This window comes from Ramlibacter sp. G4-7, assembly GCF_057784995.1.
Window position 1 is genome coordinate 27,588 of record NZ_JBYNTT010000002.1, and the last position, 17,223, is coordinate 44,810.

12 protein-coding genes are annotated in these 17,223 nt (G+C 70.5%); 11 read left to right on the plus strand and 1 reads right to left on the minus strand.

Annotation, left to right across the window (positions count from 1 at the left end; all coding sequences use genetic code 11):
- Positions 1–49 precede the first annotated feature (49 nt).
- Together AC3EGR_RS03155 and AC3EGR_RS03160 are read left to right on the plus strand one after the other, a co-directional pair.
- Entirely contained in the window at positions 50–2,143 is a 2,094-nt protein-coding gene (locus AC3EGR_RS03155) for a response regulator (protein WP_488544983.1), read from the plus strand.
- 7 nt (positions 2,144–2,150) lie between these two features.
- The gene (locus AC3EGR_RS03160; RefSeq protein ID WP_488544984.1) at positions 2,151–2,642 is read left to right on the plus strand and encodes a hypothetical protein; all 492 of its coding nucleotides are present in this window, start codon (positions 2,151–2,153) and stop codon (positions 2,640–2,642) included.
- A 4-nt stretch (positions 2,643–2,646) separates the two neighbouring features.
- Here AC3EGR_RS03160 and AC3EGR_RS03165 read toward each other — a convergent pair whose 3' ends face one another.
- Positions 2,647–3,282, minus strand: coding sequence for a GntR family transcriptional regulator (locus AC3EGR_RS03165; RefSeq protein ID WP_488544985.1), 636 nt, complete (start codon positions 3,280–3,282; stop codon positions 2,647–2,649).
- A 105-nt stretch (positions 3,283–3,387) separates the two neighbouring features.
- Between AC3EGR_RS03165 and scpA the strand changes: the two genes are divergently transcribed.
- From scpA to AC3EGR_RS03210, 9 genes are all read left to right on the plus strand, one after another.
- Complete coding sequence (gene scpA, locus AC3EGR_RS03170) at positions 3,388–5,538, plus strand: methylmalonyl-CoA mutase (RefSeq protein WP_488544986.1); 2,151 nt, start codon at positions 3,388–3,390, stop codon at positions 5,536–5,538.
- Positions 5,539–5,584: 46 nt separating this feature from the next.
- Entirely contained in the window at positions 5,585–6,619 is a 1,035-nt protein-coding gene (meaB, locus tag AC3EGR_RS03175; RefSeq protein WP_488544987.1) for a methylmalonyl Co-A mutase-associated GTPase MeaB, read from the plus strand.
- The gene (locus tag AC3EGR_RS03180; RefSeq protein ID WP_488544988.1) at positions 6,594–8,126 is read left to right on the plus strand and encodes an acyl-CoA carboxylase subunit beta; all 1,533 of its coding nucleotides are present in this window, start codon (positions 6,594–6,596) and stop codon (positions 8,124–8,126) included. The genes meaB and AC3EGR_RS03180 overlap by 26 nt, the downstream gene beginning before the upstream one ends.
- 115 nt (positions 8,127–8,241) lie before the next feature.
- Positions 8,242–10,293, plus strand: a complete 2,052-nt coding sequence (locus AC3EGR_RS03185) for an acetyl-CoA carboxylase biotin carboxylase subunit (protein ID WP_488544989.1) — start codon at positions 8,242–8,244, stop codon at positions 10,291–10,293.
- Positions 10,290–10,778, plus strand: coding sequence for a VOC family protein (locus tag AC3EGR_RS03190; protein WP_488544990.1), 489 nt, complete (start codon positions 10,290–10,292; stop codon positions 10,776–10,778). The genes AC3EGR_RS03185 and AC3EGR_RS03190 overlap by 4 nt, the downstream gene beginning before the upstream one ends.
- A 162-nt stretch (positions 10,779–10,940) precedes the next feature.
- Positions 10,941–12,263 (plus strand): GAF domain-containing protein, encoded by a 1,323-nt coding sequence (locus AC3EGR_RS03195; protein ID WP_488544991.1) that lies wholly within the window; start codon positions 10,941–10,943, stop codon positions 12,261–12,263.
- Positions 12,242–14,401 carry a PqqD family peptide modification chaperone gene (locus AC3EGR_RS03200; RefSeq protein WP_488544992.1) on the plus strand — a complete coding sequence of 720 codons (2,160 nt, stop codon included), beginning with the start codon at positions 12,242–12,244 and terminating at the stop codon, positions 14,399–14,401. Before AC3EGR_RS03195 ends, AC3EGR_RS03200 begins: the two co-directional genes overlap by 22 nt.
- Positions 14,398–16,311 (plus strand): preprotein translocase subunit SecA, encoded by a 1,914-nt coding sequence (locus AC3EGR_RS03205; protein WP_488544993.1) that lies wholly within the window; start codon positions 14,398–14,400, stop codon positions 16,309–16,311. Before AC3EGR_RS03200 ends, AC3EGR_RS03205 begins: the two co-directional genes overlap by 4 nt.
- Positions 16,312–16,334: 23 nt before the next feature.
- Positions 16,335–17,219: an efflux RND transporter periplasmic adaptor subunit gene (locus AC3EGR_RS03210; protein WP_488544994.1), complete on the plus strand. Its 885-nt coding sequence runs from the start codon at positions 16,335–16,337 to the stop codon at positions 17,217–17,219.
- Positions 17,220–17,223 lie beyond the last annotated feature (4 nt).

Sequence of the window (17,223 nt, forward strand, 5' to 3'; positions counted from 1 at the left end):
GCCGCGCTCCCCCGTATCATCGGGCCGGAAAGCAGGAGGAAAGGATTAAGTGCCCGAGCAATCGCCTTCGATGGGGCTACGTGCGGCGGCCGGCGAGGCGCCCGGCCGCTTCCATCCGGAGGGCTTCGTCGAGGCCCACCGCGAGAAGATCTTCATGGGCCTGTCGATCACCGGGACGGTGCTGCTCGGGCCCTTCGCGATCAACAACTTCTTCCAGGGCCGCCTGATCCTGGGGGTCGTCACCACCGCCTTCGTCCTCTGCCTCCTGATCAACGCGTTCGCCATCGCCCGGGGGCGTCACGCGCTGGTGCCGCCCGAAGCCATCTTCATCGCCTCGCTCCTGGGCCTGGGTGCCGCGATGTACCGCAACGGCCTGATCGGCGTGCTGTGGGTCTACCCGGGCATCCTGCTGTTCCACTTCATGCTGCCCCGGCGGCGGGCGAACCTGGCCAATATCACCCTGATCCTGGTCACGGTGCCCTTCGCCTGGATGCAGCTGGGGCCGGAACTGACGGCGCGCGTGGCCGTCACGCTGGCACTGCTGGTGGTCTTCACCAACATCTTTTCCTACATCGCGGACACCCAGCATGCCAAGGAAGCCGAGCAGCGCGAGCGGCTGGACGCCCTGGTGCACCAGCTGGAGGACCAGAACCAGGCGCTGCGCGAGGCCTTCCGCCTGCGCGAGGAGGTCGAGCGCATCGCCCGCCACGACCTCAAGACGCCGCTGGCCAGCATCGCCACGGTGCCCCGGCTGCTGCGGGAGCGCCGCACCCTCGCCCCGGAGGACGATGAACTCCTGGGGACCGTGGAGCGCGCCGCGCTGCGGGTCCTGAGCATGGTCAACCTGTCGCTGGACCTGTTCCGCATGGAGGAGGGCACCTACCGGCTGCGCGCCCAGGCCGTGGACCTGGCGGCGCTGGTCCAGACGGTCACGCGCGAGCTGGGCGCGCACGCCCGCTCCAAGGACCTGCGCATCGTCCTGGACCTGCCCGCCCAGCCGGTCTACGCCCAGGGCGAGGAGCTCCTGTGCTATTCGACGCTCGCCAACCTCCTGAAGAACGCGCTGGAAGCTTCGCCCGACGGCGCCGAGGTCCGCGTGGCGCTGCGCCGCCTGAGCGACGAGAACGGGGACGCCGTCGCCCTGGACATCCACAACGCGGGCGAGGTGCCGCGCGAGGTGCGCGACCGGTTCTTCGAGAAGTACGCCAGCCACGGCAAGGGCGACGGCACCGGCCTGGGGGCGTATTCGGCGCGCCTGATGGCCCGGGTGCAGCGCGGGTCGCTGCGAATGACCTCGGACCCCGAGGGCACGACACTGGCGCTGCGGCTGCCGCTGTGGCATGCCGCGCCGCCGCTGCAGGCGCACCCCGGGCGCGCCAGCCCGCACGGCGCCCCCGCCCCCAGGGAACTGCCGGCCTTGTCGGTGCTGGTCGTGGACGACGACGAATACAACAGCGTGGTCCTCAAGAGCCTGCTGCCCAGCCCGCCCTTGACCGTGCGCACGGCGCTGAACGGGCGCATCGCCCTGCAACTGGCGCGCGAGTCCCGCCCCGACGTGATTTTCATGGACCTGGAAATGCCGGTGATGGGCGGCCAGGAGGCCGTGCGGCAGATCCGGGCGCTGCAGCGCGAACGCGGCCAGGCGCCCAGCCTCATCGCCGCCTTCTCCGCCCACGATGACGAGCCCACGCGCAAGCAGTGCCTGGAGCAGGGGTTCGATCTCTATCTCGCCAAGCCCTCGTCGCGCGAGGAGGTGTTCGCCGTGCTGCGCGGCCAGGACCCGGCGGCGGCGGTGGCGCGCGCGAGCGAGGCGGCCGGCGACGATGGATACATCCTGGTGGAACCGGGCCTGATGGCGCTGATGCCGGAATTCCTGTCCTCGCGCCGCCAGATCGCCGAGGAACTGGCGGCCGCCGTCGCGGCCGGCCGCCGCGATGCGATCCGCACCAACGCGCACAAGCTCGCGGGCAGCCTGGCCATGTACGGCTTCAAGGCGGCCAGCAGCGCCAGCCGCGACCTGGAACAGGCGGCGGCGACCGAGGACCTCCCGGTGCTGCAGGCGCGCTGCGCCGCCCTGGCGGACATGCTGGCGCAGGCGCAGCCGGTGGCGCGTCCGACCGTGGCGCGGCCGACGGTGGGGTGAGGTCTCCATGCGCGCGGCCCTTGCAGCCTTCGCCGCCATGGCGCTGCTTGCGGGCTGCGCCGCCTCGCCAAAGTCCGGCGGGGTGGAGGGGGTGAGCGAAGAACTGGTGCGCCTGTCCGACCTCGCGCTGGCCACCGCCTCCAGCGGGCAGGACCTGCGCCCGGTGCTGCGGGACGCGCTGGGCGCCGGGCCGCGGACACGCATGGTGCGCATAGGCGGCCATCGCTTCGTGCTCGCTCCCGCCACCCTCGACCCCATGGCCGCGGGCGCCGGGCGCTACCGCTGGCTGCTGGCGCAAAGCCTGGAGCTTGCGGAGCAGACCTGCCTTCCTTTCCGCGCGCAGCCCGGCCCATGGCGCACCCACGCCGATGCCACCGGCGTGGTGACGCTGGCCTCGCAGGCGGAGGCGGTGCAGTGGGTGAACGTGGGCATCGAGCTGCGCCAGGGCTGCATCGTGGCCCTGCACGTGGAGCAGGCGAGCTCCGTGGACCGCGACTAGGGCCTCAAACCGCCGCTTCCAGCCCGTTGCGGAAGTGCTCCTGCATGCGCGCGCGCGCCGCCTCGGGGTCGCGCGCGGCCAGCGCCTGCATGACGGCGGCGTGCTCCGCCCGCGACTCCTCGATCCGGCCCGACTTCAGCAGGGAGTGCTGGCGATTGAGCTTCATCACCTTGCGCAGGTCCGCCACCATCTGGTTGCGCCAGCGGTTGCCGGCGATGTCCAGCAGCCGCATGTGGAAGCGCTCGTTGATGGCGAAGAAGCGGTCGCGGTCGCCGGTGGCGGCCGCCAGTTCGGCGTGCAGCGCCTGCAGTTCCTTCAGCTCGGCGGCGGTCGCGCGCTCCGCGACCACGGCGGCGGCATCGCTTTCCAGCAGGGCAAGGAGGTGGTACACCTCGGCCAGGTCGCGCTCGGACACCTCGGTGACGTAGGCGCCGCGCCGGACCTTCATGGTCACCAGGCCTTCGGCGGCCAGGACCTTGAGGGCCTCGCGCAGCGGGGTGCGGCTGATCCCGTATTCCTGCGCCAGCTTCACCTCGTCGATCCAGCTGCCGGGCTCGAGCTCGCGGCCGAAGATGCGCTGGCGGATGAGCTCGGCGACTTCCTCGTAGAGGGCGCGCGGGGCGAGGGAGATGGCGGACATGGCCCCCCCATTCTAGGGTGGGCAGAATTCTTTATCAATAATTATGAATCCGCTAGACTAGCGAGCACGGGGCCGGATGCCCGGCCCGTGCCAGGAACCCAAGCGATGACCGCACCCGATCCCAAGCCCGTCTCCCTGCAGGAGTGGCAGAAAGCCGCCGCCAAGTCGGCACCCGGCGGCAACGTCGACGCGCTCAACTGGGTGACGCCGGACGGCATCACGGTCAAGCCGCTCTACACGGCCGCCGACCTCGCGGGCCTCGCCCACGCCGACACGCTGCCCGGCTTCGCGCCCTTCCTGCGTGGGCCGCAAGCCACGATGTATGCGGCGCGGCCGTGGACCATCCGCCAGTACGCGGGTTTCTCCACGGCGGAGGAATCCAATGCCTTCTACCGCAAGGGGCTGGCCGCCGGCGGCCAGGGCGTGAGCGTCGCCTTCGACCTGGCCACCCACCGCGGCTACGACAGCGACCATCCGCGCGTGGTGGGCGACGTCGGCAAGGCCGGCGTGGCGATCGACTCGGTGGAGGACATGAAGATCCTGTTCGACGGCATTCCGCTGGACAAGGTCTCCGTCTCCATGACCATGAACGGCGCCGTGCTGCCGGTGCTGGCGGGCTACGTGGTCGCCGCCGAGGAACAGGGCGTGCGGCAGGAGCAGCTTTCCGGGACCATCCAGAACGACATTCTCAAGGAGTTCATGGTCCGCAACACCTACATCTACCCGCCGGAGCCCTCGATGCGCATCGTGGGCGACATCATCGAGTACACGGCGCGGAACATGCCGAAGTTCAACTCGATCTCGATCTCCGGCTACCACATGCAGGAAGCCGGTGCGAACCAGGCGCTGGAACTGGCCTTCACCCTGGCCGACGGCAAGGAGTACGTGAAGACGGCGCTGGCCAAGGGCCTGGACGTGGACGAATTCGCCGGGCGCCTGTCCTTCTTCTGGGCGATCGGGATGAACTTCTACCTGGAGATCGCCAAGATGCGGGCGGCGCGCCTGCTGTGGCACCGCATCATGAGCGGCTTCGGCGCGAAGAACCCCAAGAGCCTGATGCTGCGCACGCACTGCCAGACCTCGGGCTGGTCGCTCACCGAGCAGGACCCGTACAACAACGTCGTGCGCACCACGATCGAGGCGATGGCCGCGGTGTTCGGCGGCACGCAGTCCCTGCACACCAACAGCTTCGACGAGGCGATCGCGCTGCCCACCGAATTCTCGGCACGGATCGCGCGCAACACCCAGCTGATCATCCAGGAAGAAACCCACATCACCAACGTGATCGATCCCTGGGCCGGCAGCTACATGATGGAGAAGCTGACGCAGGACATGGCCGATGCCGCCTGGAAGATCATCGAGGAGGTCGAGGCCATGGGCGGCATGACCCGGGCGGTCGATTCCGGCTGGGCCAAGCTGAAGATCGAGGCCGCGGCGGCCGAGAAGCAGGCCCGCATCGACTCCGGCAAGGACGTCATCGTCGGCGTCAACAAGTACAAGCTGGCCAAGGAAGACCACCTGGAGATCCTCGAGGTGGACAACGTGAAGGTGCGCGAGCAGCAGCTCACGCGCCTGGCGCAGGTCAAGGGCTCGCGCGACGGCGGCAAGGTGCACGCCGCGCTGGAGGCGCTGACCACGGCCGCGCGCACGGGCAAGGGCAACCTGCTGGAGCTGAGCATCCAGGCGATCCGCCTGCGCGCGACGGTGGGCGAGGTGAGCGAAGCCCTGGAGAAGATTTTCGGGCGCCATCGCGCCGATACGCAAAAGGTGACCGGTGTGTATGCAGCTGCCTATGACTCGGCCGAGGGCTGGGAAAACCTGAAGAAGGAAATCGCGCAATTCGCCGAGGAGCAGGGCCGGCGCCCGCGCGTGATGGTCGCCAAGCTGGGCCAGGACGGCCACGACCGCGGCGCCAAGGTGGTCGCCACCGCCTACGCCGACCTCGGCTTCGACGTCGACATGGGCCCGCTGTTCCAGACGCCCGAGGAGTGCGCGCGCCAGGCCATCGAGAACGACGTGCACGCCGTGGGCATCAGCACGCTCGCGGCCGGCCACAAGACCCTGGTGCCGGCGATCATCGCGGAGCTGGAGAAGCAGGGCGCCGAGGACATCATCGTCTTCGTCGGCGGCGTGATCCCGCAGCAGGACTACGAATTCCTGTACAACGCCGGCGTCAAGGGCATCTATGGCCCGGGCACGCCGATCCCCGCCAGTGCGAAGGACGTGCTGGAGCAGATCAGGAAAGTGACGCAGTGAGCTGCGTCGTCCCGGCGCAGGCCTGGGCCCCTGGGGTTCGCCCATCGTGAATCTCGCGCAGGCCATCGTCGGGGCCGGCGGGGCGCAACAGCGCCGTGCCATCGCCAAGGCCATCACCCTGCTGGAATCGACCCGCGCGGACCACCGGGCGCAGGGCGACGCCTTGCTGACGGAACTGCTGCCGCATACCGGCCGCGCCTTCCGCCTGGGCATCAGCGGGGTGCCGGGGGTGGGCAAGAGCACCTTCATCGAGGCGCTGGGGCTGTTCCTGGTCGGCCAGGGCCACCGCGTCGCGGTGCTGACGATCGACCCCTCGTCGACGGTCTCCGGTGGGTCCATCCTCGGCGACAAGACGCGCATGGAACACCTGTCCGTGCATCCGCAGGCCTACATCCGTCCGAGTCCGTCCAGCGGCACGCTCGGCGGCGTCGCCGCCAAGACCCGGGAGGCCATGCTGGTGTGCGAGGCCGCGGGCTACGACGTCGTGATCGTCGAGACCGTGGGCGTCGGCCAGAGCGAGACCGCGGTCGCGGGCATGACCGACATGTTTGCGCTGCTGCAGCTTCCCAACGCGGGCGACGACCTGCAGGCGATCAAGAAGGGCGTGATGGAGCTGGCCGACCTGGTGGTGATCAACAAGGCGGACCTGGACCGCGACGCGGCCACACGCGCGCAGGCGCAGGTCACCAGCGCCTTGCGCATCCTCGGCCAGCACGGCAACCCGGACCACATGCACCACGACGCCAGGCAGTGGCACCCGCAGGTGATCCAGCTCAGCGCGCTGAAGGCCCAGGGCGTGGACGGCTTCTGGCAGGCCGTCCTGCGCTTTCGCTCGCTGCAGGAAGCCAACGGCAGGCTGCAGTCGCGCCGCAAGCACCAGGCGCTGGCCTGGATGTGGGAGCGCATCGAGAACGGCCTGAAGCAGGCCTTCCGGCAGGACACGGCGGTGAAGGCGCTGCTGCCGCAACTGACCAAAGAAGTCGAGCAGGGAACGCTGGCTGCCTCCACGGCGGCGCGGCAACTGCTCGAGGCGATGAAATCCAACGGAGAAAGAAATGCACGACATCCTGGCGCAGCTTGAGAGCAAGCGCGAAGCCGCACGCCTGGGCGGCGGCGAGCGGCGCATCGAGTCCCAGCACAAGAAGGGCAAGCTGACGGCGCGCGAACGCCTGGAGCTGCTGCTCGACGAAGGCACCTTCGAGGAATGGGACATGTTCGTGGAGCACCGCTGCACGGACTTCGGCATGGCCGACAACAAGATCCCGGGCGACGGCGTGGTGACCGGCTACGGCATGATCAACGGCCGCCTGGTGTTCGTCTTCAGCCAGGACTTCACCGTCTTCGGCGGCGCGCTCTCCGAGGCGCACGCCGAGAAGATCTGCAAGGTGATGGACCAGGCCATGAAGGTCGGCGCGCCGGTGATCGGCCTGAACGATTCCGGCGGCGCGCGCATCCAGGAAGGCGTGGCCTCGCTGGGCGGCTATGCCGACGTCTTCCAGCGCAACGTGATGGCCTCGGGCGTCGTGCCGCAGATCTCGATGATCATGGGGCCGTGCGCCGGCGGCGCCGTGTATTCGCCGGCCATGACCGACTTCATCTTCATGGTCAAGGACAGCTCCTACATGTTCGTGACCGGGCCCGAGGTGGTCAAGACGGTCACCCACGAGGAGGTGACCGCGGAGGAGCTCGGCGGCGCCAGCACCCACACGGGCAAGAGCGGCGTGGCGGACCTGGCCTTCGAGAACGACGTGGAGGCGCTGATCATGCTGCGCCGCCTCTACAACTACCTGCCGCTGAACAACCGCGAGAAGCCGCCGATCCGCGCCAGCAACGATCCCGCGGACCGCATGGACTTCTCGCTCGACACGCTGGTGCCGGACAACCCGAACAAGCCCTATGACATGAAGGAGCTGATCGCCAAGACGGTGGACGACGGCGACTTCTTCGAGCTGCAGCCGGACTACGCCAAGAACATCGTGATCGGCTTCGCCCGCATGGAAGGCCAGACGGTGGGCATCGTCGCGAACAACCCGCTGGTGCTGGCCGGCTGCCTGGACATCAAGAGCTCGATCAAGGCAGCGCGCTTCGTCCGGTTCTGCGATGCCTTCAACATTCCCGTGATCACCTTCGTGGACGTGCCCGGCTTCATGCCCGGCACCGCGCAGGAGTACGGCGGCATCATCAAGCACGGCGCCAAGCTGCTGTATGCCTATGCCGAGTGCACGGTGCCCAAGGTCACGGTCATCACGCGCAAGGCCTATGGCGGCGCCTACGACGTGATGAGCTCCAAGCACTTGCGCGGCGACGTGAATTTTGCGTGGCCGAACGCCGAGATCGCGGTCATGGGCGCCAAGGGCGCGGTGGAGATCATCTTCCGCGAGGACAAGGGCGACCCGGCCAAGCTGGCGGCGCGCGAGTCCGAGTACAAGGCCCGCTTCGCCAACCCCTTCGTCGCCGGCGCCCGCGGCTTCATCGACGACGTGATCCTGCCGCACGAAACCCGCAAGCGCATCTGCCGCTCCCTGGTCATGCTGCGCGACAAGAAACTCGAGAACCCGTGGCGCAAGCACGGGAACATCCCCCTTTGAGAAAGACATTCACCGCACGGGCGCAACGAACGCACAGGGGCACGGAGATGAGCCGTTCGACGGGATCCTCCTCCTTCCCTGCGCGCTCCGCGCCCCTGCGGTGAAGGAGTTCAACATGTTCACCAAGATCCTCATCGCCAACCGCGGCGAAATCGCCTGCCGGGTCATCGTCACGGCCCGCAAGATGGGCATCCGGACGGTTGCCGTGTACTCCGACGCCGACCGCGATGCCCGGCACGTGGCGCTCGCCGACGAAGCCGTGCACATCGGACCGGCGGCTTCGCGCGAGAGCTACCTCGTTGCCGACAAGATCATCGCGGCGTGCAAGAAGACCGGCGCGCAGGCCGTGCATCCCGGCTACGGTTTCCTGTCGGAGAACGAAGGGTTCGCCAAGCGCGTGGAGGAAGAAGGCATCACCTTCATCGGGCCGAAGCACTATTCCATCGCGGCCATGGGCGACAAGATCGCCTCCAAGAAGCTGGCCAAGGAAGCGAAAGTCAGCACGATCCCGGGCTACAACGATGCCATCGAGACCGCGGAGCAGGCCGTCGCCATCGCCAAGGACATCGGCTACCCCGTGATGATCAAGGCCTCGGCCGGCGGCGGCGGCAAGGGCCTGCGCGTCGCCTTCAACGACAAGGAAGCCTTCGAAGGCTTCACGTCCTGCCGCAACGAGGCGCGCAACAGCTTCGGCGACGACCGCGTGTTCATCGAGAAGTTCGTCGAGGAGCCGCGGCACATCGAGATCCAGGTGCTCGGCGACAGCCACGGCAACGTGATCTACCTGAACGAGCGCGAGTGCTCCATCCAGCGCCGCCACCAGAAGGTGATCGAGGAGGCGCCGTCGCCCTTCATCAGCGACAGGACGCGCCAGGCGATGGGCGAGCAGGCGGTGGCGCTGGCCAAGGCGGTGAACTACCAGAGCGCCGGCACCGTGGAGTTCGTGGTCGGCAAGGACCAGTCCTTCTACTTCCTGGAGATGAACACGCGCCTGCAGGTGGAGCACCCGGTCACCGAGTGCATCACCGGGCTGGACCTGGTGGAGTTGATGATCCGCGTGGCCGCCGGCGAGAAACTGCCGCTGGCGCAGGCCGACGTGAAGCGCGACGGCTGGGCGATCGAGTGCCGCATCAACGCGGAGGACCCCTTCCGCAACTTCCTGCCCTCCACGGGCCGGCTGGTGCGCTTCCAGCCGCCCAAGCCCTCCATGTGGGCCTCGGACACGGAGCACCTGCAGGGCGTGCGCGTGGACACCGGCGTCGGGGAGGGCGGCGAGATCCCGATGTACTACGACTCGATGATCGCCAAGCTGATCGTGCACGGCAAGGACCGCAACGACGCGATCGCGAAGATGCGCGACGCGCTGGACGGCTTCGTCATCCGCGGCGTCTCCAGCAACATCCCCTTCCAGGCGGCGCTGCTGGCGCATCCGCGCTTCGTCGCGGGCGACTTCAACACCGGCTTCATTGCGGAACACTATTCGGGCGGCTTCAAGGCCGAAGACGTGCCGCACGACGACCCCGATTTCCTCGTGGCCGTGGCCGCCTTCGCCAACCGGCGCGCCCTGGAGCGCGCGGCCGGCATCAGCGGCCAGATGCGCGGGCACGAGTTCAAGGTGGGCGAAGACTACGTCGTGGTGAAGCTGGACGCGCAGGGCAGACACGCGCACCAGCCGGTCAAGGTGGGCCAGTTCGACGACGAGGCGGGCTCCTGCGTGATCGAGACCAACGGCAAGCGCTATGCCCTCGCGAGCAAGTGGCACCTGGGCGGCGCCCGCATCCGGGGCACCGTCAACGGCAAGGCCTTCACCGCGCAGGTGGAGCGCGGCGCCAACAAGAACCCCATCGCCCTGCGCATCGCCCACCACGGCACGCGCCTGGACGCGCTGGTGCTCACGCCGCGCATGGCGGAACTGCACGCGCTGATGCCTTTCAAGGCGCCGCCCGACATGAGCAGGTTCCTGCTCTCACCCATGCCCGGTTTGCTGGTCGACGTGGCGGTGCAGCCGGGACAGAAGGTGCAGGCGGGCGAGCGCCTCGCGGTGATCGAGGCGATGAAGATGGAGAACGTGCTCTTCGCGTCGGCCGACGGGGTGGTCGGCAAGGTGCTGGCCGCCAAGGGCGAGTCGCTGGCGGTCGACCAGCCGATCGTGGAGTTCGAGCGATGAGCGCGGCGCGTCCCTTCAAGGTCCTGGGCATCCAGCAGATCGCCATCGGCGGGCCGGACAAGCTGAGGCTGCAGAAACTCTGGGTCGACCTGTTCGGCCTGCAGGTGACGGGCACCTTCCGCAGCGAGCGCGAGAACGTCGACGAGGACATCTGCGCCCTCGGCGAAGGGCCGCTGAAGGTCGAAGTGGACCTGATGCAGCCGCTGGACCCCGGGAAGAAGCCCGCGGTGCATGCCACGCCCTTGAACCACGTGGGCCTGTGGATCGACGACCTGCCCAAGGCCGTCGACTGGCTGCAGGCGCAGGGCCTGCGCTTCGCCCCGGGCGGCATCCGCCGCGGCGGCGCCGGCTTCGACATCTGCTTCGTCCATCCCAAGGGCAACGAGGAGTTCCCCGTGGGCGGGGAGGGCGTGCTGATCGAACTGGTGCAGGCGCCGCCCGAGGTCGTGCAGGCTTTCCGGGCGCTCGCCGCGTCCCCCGTGTAGCGGCGTTCCAACCGTTCGCTGCCGCAAAGCGGCCGTCCGGGCATTTGTACTTTCGTGCGCGGGGACGGACCGTGACAATTGTGCTTGGTTGTAACAATGGACCAGGCCACTTCCGTCCTCCCTCCCGTCCGCGCAGCGGCGACAGCTGCGAGCGCGGAGGCCTTGCTGCGTCCGCTGGCCGCCGCCTTGTCGCGCACCGGCCTGGAGGACGCGGCGACCGCGTTCTGCGCCGAACTCGGTGAATTGCTGCAATGCGCCCGGGCGAGCGTGGGCGTGCTGGAAGACGGCAACGTCCGCCTGGCCGGCAGCTCGCATCCGGCGGAGCTCCAGAGCGGACAGGCCGCCGCCATCGCCTTGCGCGATGCCATGCAGGAGGCGCTGGACCAGGCCGACGCGGTCGCGTGGCCGCCGCTGCCCGGAACCGACCCGATCACGCTGGCGCAGCGGCAGCTGGCCGGCTCGGGTGCCGCCTGCACCGTGCCGCTGGTGGACGGCACCCGCGTCGTCGGCGCGATCACGCTGGAGCGCTCGGCGCGTGCCTTCACCGTGGCGGAGCTGCAGTTGCTGCACGACGTCTCGCGCCTGGCCGGTCCCGTCATCGAATTGAAGCGGCAGCTGGGGCTGCCCTGGCGCGCCCGCCTGCGGCAAAGCGTGCAGGACCTGCTGGCCGCGCCGGGCCGCCGCACGCAGGTCGCCGCCGGCGCGGTGCTGGCGCTCGTGGTGCTGCTGGCGGTCCCGGTTCCGTGGCGCGTGTCCGCTCCCGCGCGCCTCGAAGGCTCGGTGCAGCGCGCGGTCGTCGCCGCCACCGACGGCTACCTGCAGCAGGCGAACGCCAGGCCTGGCGACCGCGTGAAGGCGGGCGACGTGCTGGCCGAACTGGCCTCGCAGGACCTGGACCTGGAGCGGCGCCGGCGCGAGAGCGAACTGCGCCAGCACGAAAGCGCCTACCGCGCCGCGCAGGCCCGCGCCGACCGCGCGCAGATGGTCACCCACCAGGCCAAGGCAGCGGAGGTCCAGGCCATGCTGTCGCTGGTGGAGACGCAGCTGCAGCGCGCGCGCATCGAGGCGCCTTTCGACGGCATGGTGATCAAGGGCGACCTGAGCCAGCAGCTCGGCGCGCCGGTGCAGCGCGGCGAGGTGCTGATGGTGCTCGCGCCCAACGACAGCTTCCGGCTGATCCTGGAAATCGACGAAGGCGACATCGCCGCCGTGCGCCCGGGACAGAAGGGCGAACTCGCCCTGGCCGCCCAGCCGGAGAGCAGCCTGTCCTTCGTCACGCGCCGCGTGGTGCCGGTGGCCACCAGCGCCGAAGGCCGCAACTTCTTCGAGGTCGAAGCGGCGCTGGACCAGGCTCCCGCGCAGCTGCGGCCCGGCCTCAGCGGCGTCGCCAAGGTCGACGCCGGCTGGCGGCCCCTGGGCTGGCTGTTCGCGCACCGCGCGCTCGACTGGCTGCGCCTGGCCTGGTGGAAGGTGACGCCCTGGTGAGCGAGCCGCTGGTCAGCGGCGCCTGGCACCGCGTGGCCGGACTGCGCGCCAGCCTCGTCGCCGGCCTGCGCATCGTGCGCCAGGAGGTGCGCGGGCAGCTGTGGCACCTGCTGGTCGAGCCCGCCTCGGGCCGCCAGGTGCGGCTGAATCCCTCCGCCTATGCCGTGGTCGCGCGCTTCGATGGCCGTGCCTCGGTGGAACAGGTGTGGCAGCGGCAGCTGGCGCGCCTGCGGGACGAGGCGCCGACGCAGGACGAGGTGCTGCAGCTGCTGTCGCAGCTGTTCCAGGCGGGCATGGTGCGCTTCGACGCGGCCCCGCACCTCTCGCTGCTGTTCGCCCGGCGCTCGGAAGAGGCGGGCCGGCGCCGGCGCGGCATGATGAATCCGCTGGCGCTGCGCATGCCGCTCGCGGACCCCGGCAAGGTGCTGGACCGGCTCGCGCCGCTCGGGCGGCTGCTGTTCCATCCCTGGACCTTCGCGGCCTGGTGCGTGGCGCTGCTGTTCGCACTGCTTGCGGCCGGCGCGCAGTTCAACGAACTGGCGGCCGACAGCCGCCGCCTCTTTGCCAGCCCTTCGAGCTACCTGCTGGCCTGGTTGTGCTATCCCGCCGTCAAGCTGCTGCACGAAGCCGGCCACGCACTCGCCGTGCGCCGTTACGGCGGCGAAGTGCTCGAGCTGGGGCTGTCGATGATGCTGCTCACGCCGGCGCCCTACGTGGATGCGAGCGCCGCGAACGCGTTTCCTTCCGTCCGGCAGCGCCTCGTGGTCAGTGCGGCGGGCATCGTGGTGGAACTGGGGATCGCCTGCGTTGCGCTCGCAATGTGGACGCTGCTGGCGCCCGGTCTGCTGCGGGATGTCGCGCTCGTCGTCGCGCTGGTCTGCTCGGTGTCGACCGTGCTGTTCAACGCCAACCCGCTGATGCGGCTGGACGGCTACTACGCCCTCACCGACGCCCTGCAGTTGCCCAACCTCGCGCTGCGCAGCCAGGCCTGGTGGAGCCGGCGCTGGCGGGCGTGGATCGGCGCGCCGGCCGGCGGCCCGCCGCCGCTGCTGGCGCCCGGCGAGGCGAAGTGGCTGGCGTTCTACGCACCCGCAACCGTGGCGTACCGTGCCGTGCTGATGGCGACGCTGGTGTTCTGGGTCGGGGCGCATTCCTGGCTGCTCGGCTGGCTGGTCGCGCTCGTCGTGCTCGGGTGGGCGGCACGCACGGCCTGGCGCTGGGCCAGCGGTGGCGGCGGCGACCCGGCGCTGCGCATGCGTTCCTTGCGCGCGGCGGCGATCGTCGCCGCCGGGGTGCTGCTGGTGCTGTTCGTGATCCCGGCGCCGCACCAGGTCGTCACCCAGGCCGTCGTCTGGCCCGCGGACAAGGCGCAGCTGCGCGCCGGCGCCGCCGGTTTCGTGGAGCGCCTGGAACGGCCGCAGGGCGCGCACGCGCGCGCCGGCGACATGCTCGTCGCGCTGGCCGACCCGGTGCTGGTGGCCTCGCGCGAGCGCGTCGCCTCCGAACGCACCGGCCTGCTCGCGCAGCAGTACGGCGCGCTGCTGGCCGAGCCGGTGCGTGCCGCGGGGCTCGCCGAGGACCTGGAGCGCAACGCGGCGGAACTGGAGCGCGTGGACGAACAGCTCGCGCAGCTCGACGTGCGTGCGCAGGCGGACGGCGAAGTCGTGTGGGCGCGCCCGCAGGACCTGCCCGGAAGCTTCGTCAAGCGCGGCGCCATGCTGGGGCACGTGCTGGCGGGCGGGCCGGCGCACGTGCGCATCGCGCTGCTGGAAGACGATTTCCTGCGCACGCGCGGCCAGGTGCGCGGCGTGGAAGTGCGCCTGGCCGAGTCGCCGCAGCGCGTTCACGCCGCGCGGCTCGCAGCCGCCCTGCCCGGCGCGACGCTGGACCTGCCCGCGGCGGCCCTGGGCGACCGCTTCGGCGGTCCGGTGCCGGTGGATCCGGCGGACAGCAGCGGCCTGCGTGCGCGCGTGCCCGTGTTCCTGCTGGATGCCGAAGTGCCCGCGCTGCAGGCCGGTGCGGTCGGCGGCCGGGCCTGGGTCAAGCTCGTGCTGCCGCCGCAGCCCATCGGCCTGCAGGCCCTCGCGCAATTGCGGCGCCTGCTGATCAAGCAGTTCAATCCGAACGGCCAGGCATGAACGCGCAGGCCGCCTGGCCTTTCCCCGGCCTTGTCTGGGGCACGTATCCGCAGCAGGCACTGCCCGTGCGTTCGAAGCGCCGGGGCGCAACGCTGGGGCCGGCCGCACTCGAGCGCGCGGCCGCCGGACTCGATGCGTCCTGGCGTGCCATCGAGGATGTCGACGCGGCGCTCGCCGCGCTGCGCCGGCAGCCGCACGCGCGCCGCGATGCGGCGTGGCTGCATCAGGCGATTGCCATCGCCGCCGCCGCGATGGCGCAGGTCCTGGGCCTGCGTCCCCATCGCCAGCAGCTGATGGCGGCGCGCGCGCTGGCCGACCAGCGCCTGGTGGAAATGGACACGGGCGAAGGCAAGACGGCCGCCGTGGCGCTTGCGGCCGCGGCCGCGGCGCTGGCAGGAACCCCCGTCCACGTCGTGACGGCCAACGATTACCTCGCGCAGCGGGACGCGGAGGAACTCGCCTGCTTCTACCGGCGGCTCGGCCTCTCGGTGGGCGCGGTCACGCAGGCCATGGACCTGCAGGCGCGGCGCGGCGCCTATGCGGCCGACGTCACCTATTGCACGGCCAAGGAGCTGGCCTTCGACTACCTGCGCGACGGCCTGCTGCAACCCGGCGACCTGTCGCCGCTGGAGCGCCGCGTGCGCGAAGCGGCCGCGCCCCAGGGCCCGGCGCTGCGCGGCCTGTGCATGGCCATCCTGGACGAGGCCGACACGCTGCTGATCGACGAGGCGCGCGTGCCGCTGGTGCTCTCGCAGCCGGCTGCGGCGCTGGCCGAAGGGGCCTTCCTGCGCCACGCACTGCAGCTCGCGCAGCGCCTGCGCGAAGGCGTGCACTTCCGCCGTGACGCCGGCACCGTCCAACTGCTGCCCGCGGGCGAAGAGGCGCTGGCGGGGTGGCCAGCCGACCCGCATCCGCTGCTGGGACATCCGCAGCACCGCGCGAGCACGCTCGCGGTCGCCATCACGGCCTGGCACGTGCTGCGGCGCGACCACGACTACGTCGTGCGCGATGGCGAGGTGGTGCTGGTCGACGAGACCACCGGCCGCACCTCGCCGGGCCGCGCCTGGTCGCGCGGGCTGCACCAGCTGGTGGAATTGAAGGAAGGCGTGCCCGCCACGCGCCGCAACGTGACCGTGACGCAGATCACCTACCAGCGCTTCTTCGTGCGCTACCTGCGGCTCGCGGGCATCAGCGGCACCCTGCGTGGCGCCGGCGGCGAGCTGCGGGCGGTGTACGGCCTGCGCCTGCTGCGGGTGCCGCCCCGCACGCCGCGGCGGGTGGAGCACCAGGGCACGCGCTTGCTGGCCGACAGCGCGAGCCTCTGGCAGGCGGTCGCGGACCGGATCGCGCAGCTGCATGCGCAGGGACGGCCCGTGCTGGCGGGAACGGAAACCGTGCTGGATTCGGAAGCCCTGTCGCGCGTGCTGCAGGCCCGCGGCCTGCCGCATGTGGTGTTGAACGCACGCCAGGACCGCGAGGAAAGCGACATCGTCGGCGCCGCGGGTGCGCCGGGACGCATCACCGTGGCCACCAGCATGGCCGGACGCGGCGCCCACATCCCGCTGGGCGCCGAGGTGCTTGCCACCGGGGGGCTGCACGTGATCCTGTGCCAACTGAATGCATCGGCACGCATCGACCGGCAGTTCCTCGGGCGGGCCGGCCGCCAGGGCCAGCCCGGTAGCTGCGAAGTGATGGTGGCCCTCGACTTCCCGCTGTTGCGGCGCTGGCTTCCCGCACCCTGGCAGAAATTGTTGCGGGTCGCGGGCGTGCCGGCGTGGCTTGCACGCACCAGCCTCCGGTCCGCCCAGGCCCTCGAGGGCTTCACGCGGATGCAACAACGTGTGACACTGGCGCGGCACGCCGAACACGAAGAGCGTGTCCTGAATTTCAGTCGTTGGGGGACGGGATGAACTGGATCCGAGCATCGGTCAGCATGGCTGCCTGCGCCCTGGCGCAGCTCGCGCATGCCGTGCCGCCGGCCCAACCCCTGGGTTGCCTGATCGAGCCTTTCAGCGTGTCCGACATCGGCAGCCCCGTCGTCGGCGTGATCGAAAGCATCCACGTGGAGCGCGGCGACACCGTCCGCGCCGGCCAGCCCCTTGCCACCCTGCGTGCCGACGTCGAGCGCGTCTCGGTCACCGTCGCCGAAGGCCGCGCCGCGGGGCAGGGCGAGCTCAAGGCGGCCGAGGCCAACGCGGAACTCGCGCGCCAGAAACTGGTGCGCGCCGCGGACCTGGCGCGGCAGAACTTCATCTCCAGCCAGGCGCTGGAGCAGGCCCGCGCCGAATCGCTCGTGGCCGAGAACCGCCTGACGCAGGCCCGCGAGCAGCGCGACATCTATGCGCGCGAGCACGAGCTTGCCCGCGCGCAACTGGGCCTGCGCACCATCCGCAGCCCGTCCAACGGGGTGGTCGCCGACCGCTACCTGTCGGTGGGCGAACGCGTGGAGGAAAAGCCCATGTTCCGCATCGCCGTGGTCGATCCGCTGCGGGTGGAAGTGGTGCTGCCTGCCAGCCTCTACCCGGTGGTCCGCAAGGGGACGCAGATGCGCATCACGCCCGATTTCCCCGGTGCGTCGGCGCGCATTGCGCAGGTGGCGGTGGTGGACCGCGTGATCGAAGGGGCCAGCAACACCTTCCGCGCCCGCCTGTCCCTGCCGAACGCCAGGGATCCGCTGCCGGCGGGCCTGCGTTGCCGCGCCGAACTCGGGGACAGGGAAGTGCCCGCCGCCGCGCCGCGTCCGGCCATCCGCCCGGCCGCCGTCCCGGACCTGAAGCTGCAATCGAGTCCCGCGCTGCCGGGCGCGCCGCGCGCCTGATTCG